The sequence below is a fragment of the bacterium genome (assembly GCA_035528375.1).
Taxonomy (GTDB): Bacteria; RBG-13-66-14; RBG-13-66-14; order RBG-13-66-14; family RBG-13-66-14; genus RBG-13-66-14.
In genome coordinates this window covers 1-9810 of the sequence record DATKYS010000009.1, presented here as the reverse complement: position 1 = coordinate 9810, position 9810 = coordinate 1, and the positions used below count along the sequence as shown (strand labels likewise).

General features: G+C 64.4%; 6 protein-coding genes. 1 reads left to right on the top strand and 5 read right to left on the bottom strand.

What is annotated here, in order from left to right; translation table 11 throughout:
* On the bottom strand, window positions 1-2396 hold a 2396-nt coding region (locus VM054_00530; GenBank protein ID HUT97542.1), incomplete at its 3' end, for a hypothetical protein.
* A gap of 85 nt (window positions 2397-2481) precedes the next feature.
* Window positions 2482-3540, bottom strand: coding sequence for a DUF1028 domain-containing protein (locus tag VM054_00525; protein ID HUT97541.1), 1059 nt, complete (start codon window positions 3538-3540; stop codon window positions 2482-2484).
* Between the two features lie 134 nt (window positions 3541-3674).
* Between VM054_00525 and VM054_00520 the strand changes: the two genes are divergently transcribed.
* Entirely contained in the window at window positions 3675-4433 is a 759-nt protein-coding gene (locus VM054_00520; GenBank protein HUT97540.1) for a metallophosphoesterase, read from the top strand.
* Between the two features lie 367 nt (window positions 4434-4800).
* Here the strand turns inward: VM054_00520 and VM054_00515 are convergent, their stop codons facing one another.
* The 3 genes from VM054_00515 to VM054_00505 all read right to left on the bottom strand — a co-directional run.
* Complete coding sequence (locus VM054_00515; protein ID HUT97539.1) at window positions 4801-7374, bottom strand: C25 family cysteine peptidase; 2574 nt, start codon at window positions 7372-7374, stop codon at window positions 4801-4803.
* 188 nt (window positions 7375-7562) lie between these two features.
* Window positions 7563-8786 (bottom strand): Xaa-Pro peptidase family protein, encoded by a 1224-nt coding sequence (locus VM054_00510; protein ID HUT97538.1) that lies wholly within the window; start codon window positions 8784-8786, stop codon window positions 7563-7565.
* 109 nt (window positions 8787-8895) lie between these two features.
* Window positions 8896-9810 (bottom strand): alpha/beta hydrolase (locus VM054_00505; protein HUT97537.1); only part of this gene is annotated, 915 nt, incomplete at its 5' end.

The window sequence follows — 9810 nt, the reverse complement described above, 5'->3', positions numbered from 1 at the left end:
GCGGCGGCCGCCAGCCCGCGGCCCAGGGCCGCCGGGGAGGCTATCACCTTGGCGTCCGTCGGGGCCGAGCTGAGCGCCCAAGTCTCCAACAGACCGCCGGAGATGTCGGGACGGCCCATCACCAGCACCCGCGCGCCCGGGTCCACCGCGCCCGCCGGTATCTCAAGCGTCGCCGGCGCGTTGCGGCCGACCACTCCGCCGTCGTCGCCGATGTCGGCCTGCGAAAGGATGCCGTCGAAGGAGGTCGTGCCGATGTTGCCCCCCAGGTCGCTCGCCGTCATGTCAATGTCAGCCGTGCCGTCGCAGTCGGGCGCGGTCCAGAAGGCGGTGTACACCGCCGGACCGTCGGTCCAAATGCTGAAGGTGTCGTCGCCGTTCTGGAAACCGTTCACATGCCAGTAGTGGTGGTCCACCGTGTCGCCGTTCTCATCCACCTCGGTGAAGTGCACGTCGTAGCGCGGGCAGGCGAAGAGCTGCTCGTTGGGGGTGGCGGTGAATTCGATGTGGGAGATGAGACCGGGGACCACGTTCAACAGGAGTGTTCCACCGTCGGCGGACTTGAAGCTGGGCGCTTCCCGGTCGTCGCTGCTCACCGCGTGTATCTTAACCGACGCCTCGAGATCGGTCCCCACGTCGCGGCGGACGTAGGGGATGAACGCGACCTCGTGGTACTTGGCGGCGTCGTTGATGCGGATGATCCCCTTGTCGCCGAAGATGTTCATCTCGGTCGAGAGGCCGCCAGGGGAGGTCTGGTCGGAATGCTGGCGGTTCTCGTCCTGCATCAGGATGTAGGAACCGCCCCAGTACCGTGAGTCAACCTCGTTTTCGGGGTAGCCCTTGAAGGCGTAAACGACGTCGTCGGGGATGGGGTCGAGCTCGATGATGTGGAAGTACGTCGAACCGAGACCGTCGGGGCAGTGGTATATGTTCCCCGGGTAGGATTTGAGCTCGACGTCAACGCCGGAGAGAACCTGCGCCCCGGTGAACTCCCGGGTCCCTTCGGGCTCGTTGTCCTTGACCTCGGGGTAGGCGACCGGGTTGTCCTCGTCGGGGTTCAGGTCGTCTATGTAGTAGTACCCGTGGTTGTTGGCGGAATTGCCCGAACGTTGGGCGCTGCGGTGATTGGTGAACCAGTTCCACTCGACGAACTCGCCGAAGGCGTAGGCCATGCCGCCCATGTCGTCCTCGAACTCCATGTCGGGGAAGGCGTCGCGGAAAATCCGGTCGTAGGCGTCGTTGAACTCGATGTTGGTCCCCGTGTCCTCCTGGTACATGTCGTAGTTTTCCCAGTACATGGTGATGGGGTTGACCTGTCCGTAGGACTCCATCAGGGTCAGAAGCTCGGGGGTCTGAAGCGTCAGGGACTCGAAGTAGTGGCTCCAGATGACGGAGTTGTACCAGCTCAGGCCCTCGTCGCGGGTGAGACCGATGTGGGGGGAAGCCATGAAGGCGCCCAGGCGGCCGCCCTGGTACTGGTTGTAGTTGGGATAGGCCTTCTCCTCGCTCCAGACCGAGGTCTTCTCCTTGACATGGGAGGGGTTGGTCCAGTCGAGGCCGAACTGAAAGCCGTGGTTCAGCTCGTGGGCCCCCACGGTTTCCAGGTTCCCCCGGGCGCTGTCGGGGTCGTCGGTGTTCCGGAAGGCCATGTGGAAGCTGGCGTCCGCCCGGGGGGTTTCGTCATACGGGTAGTCCACCTGGGCGTAGGCCATGACGCCCGTTTCCATCCCGTCCTCGCCCATGCTGCGGAAGTAGGCGTCGAAACGCTCCCAGTCGGCCTGGATGTCACCCTCCCAGTAGCCGTAGTCCGCTCCCGAGGGATACCAGGTGCCGTCCTTGACGGGGTAATCGAAGAGAAGGTCGTCAACGAAGAACCCGAAGGAATATTCGAGGGAGCCGCCGATGATTTCCACGATGTCGGGCACGCCGTTGTGGTCCTCGTCCTCGGGGTGCCAGAGGGAGTGGGGTCCCACGCCGGCCCACCACATGCGGAAGTTGCCCTCGGGGGTGTCCCAGTGGTGGATGTCGGGATTCGGGATGTCGTAACCTCGTCGGGCTCCCGGCGGGGCCTCGTCGGTGGGCCGTCCGAGGTACATGCTCGCGTCGGCCAGGTCGGCATCATCGAAGAGCCCATTGATTACGCAGTAGCTCGCATCGTAGATGAGGAGCGTACCGCAGGCACCGGCCACGCTGTCCGAGCCCCGGTAGGCGTCGGGGATGCGGTCGGCGTCGCCGAAGGCGAGGTAGAGCTTGTAGAGGGCGTAGTCGGTGTAGGTGAGCTCACCCCGCTCGTAGGCCGACGAGACGAGCTCGAGGGTGGTGGGGACGTCCTCCCCGTGGGCCAGGGCGACTCCCGAAAGCAGCAGTGTCAAACTGAAGATCAGCCGTCTGGGTACCATGGGTCCACCTTGGGGTTAGGTGTCGGGCCGGGTAAGGTTGCCGGACGAATATATCACAGGGGGCGCATGATGCCAAGCTGTAACTCTAGTCCCTTTCCGTAGCGGCCCGGAACTTGGCCCTCTGTCCCAGGAAGAAGCCGTTCTCCGGGTCGAGTGCCAGGGCCCTCTCCTCCCACTCCAGGGCGGACTCGGGGTTCCCCGCCGCGTAGTGCGCCTCGGCTACCGTGTCCATGATGTTCGGGTCGTCCGGTTCCAGTTCATGGGCCCGGAGGGCGATTTCCAGCGCCCTTTCCGGGTACAGCTTGCGGACGGCGAGGACCCAGGCCATCGAGTTGAAAAGTTGGGCGTCCCCCTTCTCGGCCAGAGCCCGTTCGATGATGTCCAGGGCGTACTCCTGGACCACCGGGTCGGCGGAGTCGAGGTAGGGCTCGATGAGGAAATTCGCCTCCCACAAGTCGTAAATCCGCGCCAGCTCGGCCACCGGAGCCGGGTCGTCGTCCACCGAGATGTCCACGAGGCGGTCGGAGAGCGCCTGGTAGCCCCCCCTCTCCCGGACGACCAACAGGGCCGCCGACTGCCTGCCCCGGGAGTCGCCCCCGGCTTCGTCCCCCGCCTCGAGCGCCGCCAGCAGACGCCGGGCCAGAGGACCCACGGTCTCCAGATAGGCCAGCTCCATGGCGGCGAGCACCTGTTCGCCTGCCAGGATGTTGCCCTGGACGGAGTAGTGCTCACCCTGCCGGTCGCCCGCCCAGGCCGAGGTTTCCCGACCGGTGAAGGCGGCGACCCGCCCCGCGGAATCCACGACCGCCACCTGGCGCTGCTGCGCCTCTCCGTCGAATTCCAGGAGCACCTGAAGGGTCTGCTCGGCGGTGAAGCCCGCCTCCAGCAGCTCCAGACCGTACCTGCCGTAGCGGAGGTCCGCGTACGCCTGGGTGGCCACGGCGCCTACCTCGGCCCGAGCCCAGGGTACGATGTACCCCACGGCGAGTACCCGGGAAGCGACGGCGACGCCCCACTCCCGGGCCTCGGGGTCGTAGGCGACGATGGAGAAGGTGGAGGTTACCGGTTTCCCCTCCGGGTCTGCGGCGAAGGACGCCGCCGCCAACGCGAGAATCAGCGCACACATCACCGGACGGTACCGCATGACGGCTCCCCTCTTAAGGACGTTACGGGACGAGTATATGAAAAAGAAACCCGGAGCGACAGGTTTCCACGCTTGAGGGTTTGCCTCCGATCGGGTATCATCCCTTGCACAAGTGCCAGCCGCAGGGAGACAGCATGCGCAAGGTTTGGTTTTTATTGGCGGTACTCGTCATCGCCGCCTCGGCCAGGGAGGACGACTTCAGCTTCGTCATCCTCAGTGACCGCGGCAGCAACCCCCGGGAGGGGGTTTACGAGGCCGTGGTCGCCCAGAGCCTCTCCGAGGGGGCCGATTTTTACATTTCCGTCGGCGACCAGATCGGGGGGTACACCTTAGACGTGGACGAGATAGACGCCCAGTGGGCCGAGTACTTCAAAATCATCGAGCCCGTCCCAGTGGACGTCCACCTGACGCCGGGGAACCACGACATCTGGGACGACGCCTCCCTGGGCCGGTGGCGCGAGTGGACCGACCGCAAGCCCAACTACTCTTTCGACTACTCCGGCGTACACTTCGTCGTGCTGGACACCAGCCGCTGGTATTTCACCGTCAATCTGCCGGAGACGACCTTCGCCTGGCTCGAGGACGATCTGAGCTCCCACGATGACGCCCGGCTGACCCTGGTCTTCACACACAAACCCCTCATCTACTCGACCCTGGCCGAAAACGAGGGGGACCGCCTCCATAAGATTTTCCTGGAGCACGGCGTGGACGGCGTGTTCACGGGGCATCTGCACACCTACGTCTTCACGGAGTACGACGGGATTCCCTACACCACCATCGGCACCTCCGGGGGGCACATCGAGGAGGGGGATTTCTTCCAGTACGCCGTGGTCAAGGTTTCCGGTGATTCCTACACCGTCGAGATCGTTCCCCTGGATTCCGAGGGGCGGTAGAGGGACAACCCGTTCTCCACCGTCAAGCTAACCCAATGGACCGCATCCGGGGCGTTTTACCCGGTTTTTTTATTGCCGGGATGGAGCCGACCGGGCCCTTCGACCTTCACAGAGCGTGTTTCTTTGGTGGGATACTGTTCGTTAATCAACCGAGAAACCGTTGACCATAAAAAAGGAGGGCCTTTCGGCCCTTCTTTCACGCGTTTCTTCGGGAGGCTTTTTATTCACCGAGCATCCACCCCCCTAAAAAAGGAGGGCCCTTCGGCCCTCGTAGAGAGTGGTTCTTCGGTAGGATGATATACTTTATATGATCGAGTATCGATCATACAAAAGGAGGGCCCTTCGGCCCTCCTCGGTTTTGGCGGGTTTATCGGGCGAGGACCAGGCGACCGGTCAGGACGCGCTCGGCGGTGCTCAGGCGGCAGAGGTAGACGCCCGCGGCCGCGTCGGCGCAATTCCAGGTGAAGGTGTGGCGGCCCGCGCTGAAATCGCCGTCGGCGAGGGTAGCTACCCGCCGCCCGGACAGGTCGTAAACGGCGAGAATCACCCTGCCGTCGGTGGGCGTGTTCACCTCGATGCTCACGCTGTCGGAGGCCGGGCTCGGGTAGGGCTCACTGAGGGTCAGCCTGCCGACGCCCTCGGGCACCGTCACCGTGACCGGTCCGACGCGTAACGTGGTGCCGTCCGCGTGGACGAGCTCCAGGTAGTAGGCGTTCGTCTCGCCGGGCGCGCGGTCGAGGTAGCGGCCGCTCTCCCCGGGAAGATCGAGGGAGGTGAGCCTGTTCTCACCGCGGTAGAGGTTCACCCCGATCAGGTTACCGGCTTCGGTCAGGGTCCAGCTCAGGAGCACGCCCTCGTCGGTGGGTCCGCCGGTGAAATCGGCCACCTCGGCGTCGGCGCCGGCCTCGACCTGGCAGACGCCCTCGTAGGGCCAGGTGTCCTGGAAGCTGACGGTGACGCTCAGCTCGCCCGTATCATGCACGTTGGGGTAGAAGATGACCTCGCCCGAAGCGCGGGTGTATCCCACGATGTAGACGTCCGAGTCCTTGTAGAGGCACACCTTGGCGTTGCGGAGCGGGCCGCGGCTCGGGGTGTTGACGGTGACCTTGAACTCGCCGCCGTCCCAGTCGGTGGGATGGGTGACGACGAGGTCTTCCGGAGTGTTGCACCAGCCCGGCGTTTCGCAGGGACCGAGGATGTTCTGTACGTACATGACCCAGCGGATGTAGGGGTTCACCTTGGCCGTGGGGACGAAGTAATCCTTGGAGTAGGCCTGGGCGGCGCCCAGCGAGGTCAGCTCCTCGTCGAACATGCCGGCGAAGAACTGCTCGTCGAGGACGTTGCTCTCGCCGGATTTGGGGTCGCCGGGCGAGTAGAGGCCGTAGCGGGAGTTGAACATGACCGCCACCGATCCCCCGTTGGGGGCCAGGGCCATCCCCTCGCCGGCGCACCGGGCCCGGTCGAACCCGCCGCACATGCAGCCCTGGGCGTAGAACCATCCGATGTAGTCGCCGTTGGTCATGCCGTAGGCGTCCGCGGTGGAGATGAAGTCGGATCCGGTGCCGATTACGTCGTAGGAGGAGTGGTGGAGCTGGTTGACCACGGCGGACCGGCCGGCCTCGAACTCGGCGATGATGTCGGCGGCCCCGTAGGCCGCGTCGCGCTCATAGAACGTGGTGTAGGGGAAGTCCGGGGGCAGATGAGTCGCCACCTGATCCTTGCCGTCGCCGCCCCACGTGGGGATGTCGTCGAGCTGTCCGCCGAAGAAGACGGTGTGAAGCGGGAAGTCCTGGGGGATGCTCTTCTCGTAGACGAGCGTCTTGGATACCACGGCCTCGGTCTCCTCGACCGTGTTCACCGGAAAACGCGAAACGTAGACGTCGGAGTAGAGGTCCACCTCGTCGTCGGGCCACTCGCCCCAGAGGTCGTCCCCATCGGTGTTCCAGTCGCCGTCCAGGTCGGAGTAGTAGAGATCGCAGGGAATCATGTAGTCGTCGGGCGAACCGAAGTTCACGGCGAAGCCCCGGCGCTCACGGACGAAATTGCAGTCGCCGCCCAGCACGACGTAGGTGGTGGACCAGTTCTCGTATGCGTCTATGATGAAGTTGCGGATTTTCTCGGCCTGGTCGCGGCCGTCGTAGTTTTCGATGATGTACTCCACGGTCACCACGGCGGTGGTGAGGCCCTTCTTGAGCTTCCAATCCACCAGCGGTCGGAAGGCGTCCGCAAATTCCTCACGGGTGATGAGCACCCACTCGGCGGTCCCGCCTACGTCGGGTTCGTTGTAGTTCGCCTCGAAACCCGTGCCGATGACCTTGGGCGGCACGACTTCTGCGGGTGTGTAGACCGATTCGGGGTTGATGACCAGGCTGCGGACCCGCTCGGTGTTGACTTCGGCGGATGCCGGGGTCACTACCCTGGGTGTGTGAATCTCGTAGGACAGCGTCTCGAGCTCGAGGTTGAAGGTGATTTCGGTGATGACCTCGAGCCGACCCGAGACGGGGTGGTAGATGAAGGGGCAGAAGAGCATGTCGGCCACGCCGTACCCGGCGATGTTCCCCCCGCCCGTGGCCAGCATGGGACGGCCGGGGTAGGCATCGTCGGATGTGTAGACCGGGGAGAAGTTCTCCATGAATTCGCCGGGTTTGCTGATCGGCCGCGACTGCTGTGTCGGAAAGACCGTGTAGTAGCCGGGCAGCACCTGGGTTTCCAGGGAAACGACCTCAACCTCGGCGGCCGCCATCCCCACGGGTACCGCGACCCGGAGTGGCAGCCAGGGCAGGTGGGGATCACCGACCTCGTTGGTGTAAACGCCGCCGGGGATACGCGGTATGTCGTACCCCTGGCCGGCGTCCATTCCGACGTCCTCCGGGCTCACGGAGTAGGTGTAACCGAAGGCAATCGCGGGAACAATCAAAAGGAGAAAGAGATATTTACGCACGGTGCCCCCTTTTTCGCTTCCTTGTCACGGAATACTGTACCTTGCCACAGGATTAATTAATATAAAACAACCCCTTTGGCAAGACAAATCCACCAAAGGCTTTGCGGATTACGGTTCTACGGGCGTGATATAAGGGCGCGATTCCACACGTCCTTATTATATCCTGCCACTCGGAGGCTTTCCAATCGTTACTTCAGGGGGACGAGAAGCGCCTTGGGTTCCGGCGTGAGGTTCTCGACTTTCCCCTCGGGCGTGACGCAGAGCGTGTCCTCGACCCGGACGCCGTAGCCTCTTTCCGGGTAGTACACCCCGGGCTCGTTGGTGAAGACGCTGCCGGGCTGGATCAGGTCGGGATTCTTCTCGGTTCCGCCGAGGCGCGGTTTCTCGTGGATGTCGAGGCCCACACCGTGCCCCAGGCCGTGGCAGAAGCCGACCTGGGTCGCTGGGTCGGAGATTATGGTGGGGTGGCCGGCCCGGGCGATCAGGTCCGCCGCCCGCTTGTGGTAGGAGTAGGCGGAACCTCCGACTTCGATGGCGTTCTCGATCTCGGCCTGGACCTCTTTCACGAGGGTATAGTCCCGGTCCGCCTCGGGGTGGACTCGACCGACGCACCAGGTGCGCGTCATGTCGAAGTAATACCCGTGGCCCAGCTCCCGGGGGAACATGTCGTAGACGATGGGTTCGCCCACTGCGAGCTGGCGGGAGTCGGTCCCGTGGGAGTGGGGGTAACCGCCCTCGTCGCCCGGGGCGAAGATGGTGCCCACGTCCTCCATCAGGCCGCGCTTGAAGAGTTCGAGGGTGATGAAACGCCTGACACGCCCCACCGTCAGCGGCTCGCCCGAGTCGTAGAGCTTCCCCCCCCGTTCCTCGGCGGACCCGAGCAGCTTTCGCACCTCGCCAAAAACCTCGCAGGATTTTTCGCCGACCCGGCGGATGTGGGAAATTTCCTCGGCGTCCTTGGTCTCGCGGGCGGTGATGATCACGTCGTTCTCGAACTCGGGCTCGATGCCCACCTCGGGCACCGCCTCGTCGAGCGCGCGGTAGAGGAGGTAGTTGGCGCCGAGGCCGCCCCGGCCGTAGAGCGACACGCGCCCCTTCACGCCCACGTCCGCCATCATGCGGCGGAAAAACTCCACGGTCCGTTTGAGGTGATCCGGCTCCTTCTCCAACAGCTCGTGGTAGTTGAACTTCGTCGTGTCCACGGCGATGAAGGGCAGCTTCTTGGCCTCCTCGCGCTCGAAGGGGCCGGTGAAGAGGTACGCCCGGCCGCCGCGGGGTTTCCACAGCGAGCAGTAGCCGATGGGGGCGTTGCCGAGGAGGTAGTGCATCGCGGGGTTGTCCCCGTTCCCCCCCTCGATGAAGAGCCAGTCTATCCCCCGCTCTTCCATGAGCTTGTCCAGGTCCTCGCGCACGGTGCTCCTTTGCGGTTTCGTTAGCGTGGTGAGTATAGCGTCCGACCGAGCGTGTGTAAACGGCAAAACGCCCCCGCGGGGGGAGCGTTTGCACGTAGGGACGGGAAGACTATTGGGGGATGCCGACCCGGGGCAGCATCCAGCCGGATACGAGCTCGAGGAAGCCGGGGGCGAACTCCTTGGGGAGCTCGGCGTACTCGCTGAAGGCGCCGGTTTCTGTTTCCTGGAAGAGGTGGTTGGCCTTGGGCAATATTTCCAGGGTGTAGTCGGTGTGGCCCGCCTTGGCGAGGACCTCCTCCATCCGCGCCCGGTTCTCCTCCGCGGGAACCTGGAGATCGTGCTCGCCCCAGACCGCCAGGAGCGGACAGGTGATTTTCGCCAGGTCGAGGGCGGGGTCGTAGTCCATGAAGAACCTGAACCAGGGGCTCTGGACGGCGGCGAACTGCGCCTCGACGGTCGCGTTCACGTAAGCGTCCACGTCGGCTATCGTGGCGCGCTCCTCCTCGGAGAGGTTGGCGATGGACTCCCGCATGAGCTCCGCGACCTCCCCTTTAATCCCCTCCATGTCCCCGCCGCTCCGCACGGCGGCGAAAATCCGTTCCTCCAAGTCGAGGCTTTTCGCTATCTCCTCCTCGGTGGCGCCCTCGGCGCGGGAGAGCAGGACCAACTGGGATTTGACGATTTGGGCGCCGTTGAAGGCCGGGCCGCCCATCAGGATGACGAAGGCGGGCCCGCCGGTCTGGGCCGCCACCATGCCGGCGATGATGGAGCCCTCGCTGTGGCCCAGGAGCCCGATCCGGCCGAGGTCTATATCGGTCCGCTTCGCCAGGAAATCCATCTGGGCGGTTACGTCGTCGGCCAGGTCCACCGTGGTGACGTCAGCGCCCGCGCCGGTGGAACCGCCGACACCGCGGTCGTCGCAGCGCAGCACGGCCACGCCCAGGGGGGTCAGGTAATCGGCCAGGAGCTTGAAGGGCTTGAAGCCGAAGACCTCCTCGTCGCGGTTCTCCGGCCCGGAGCCGGT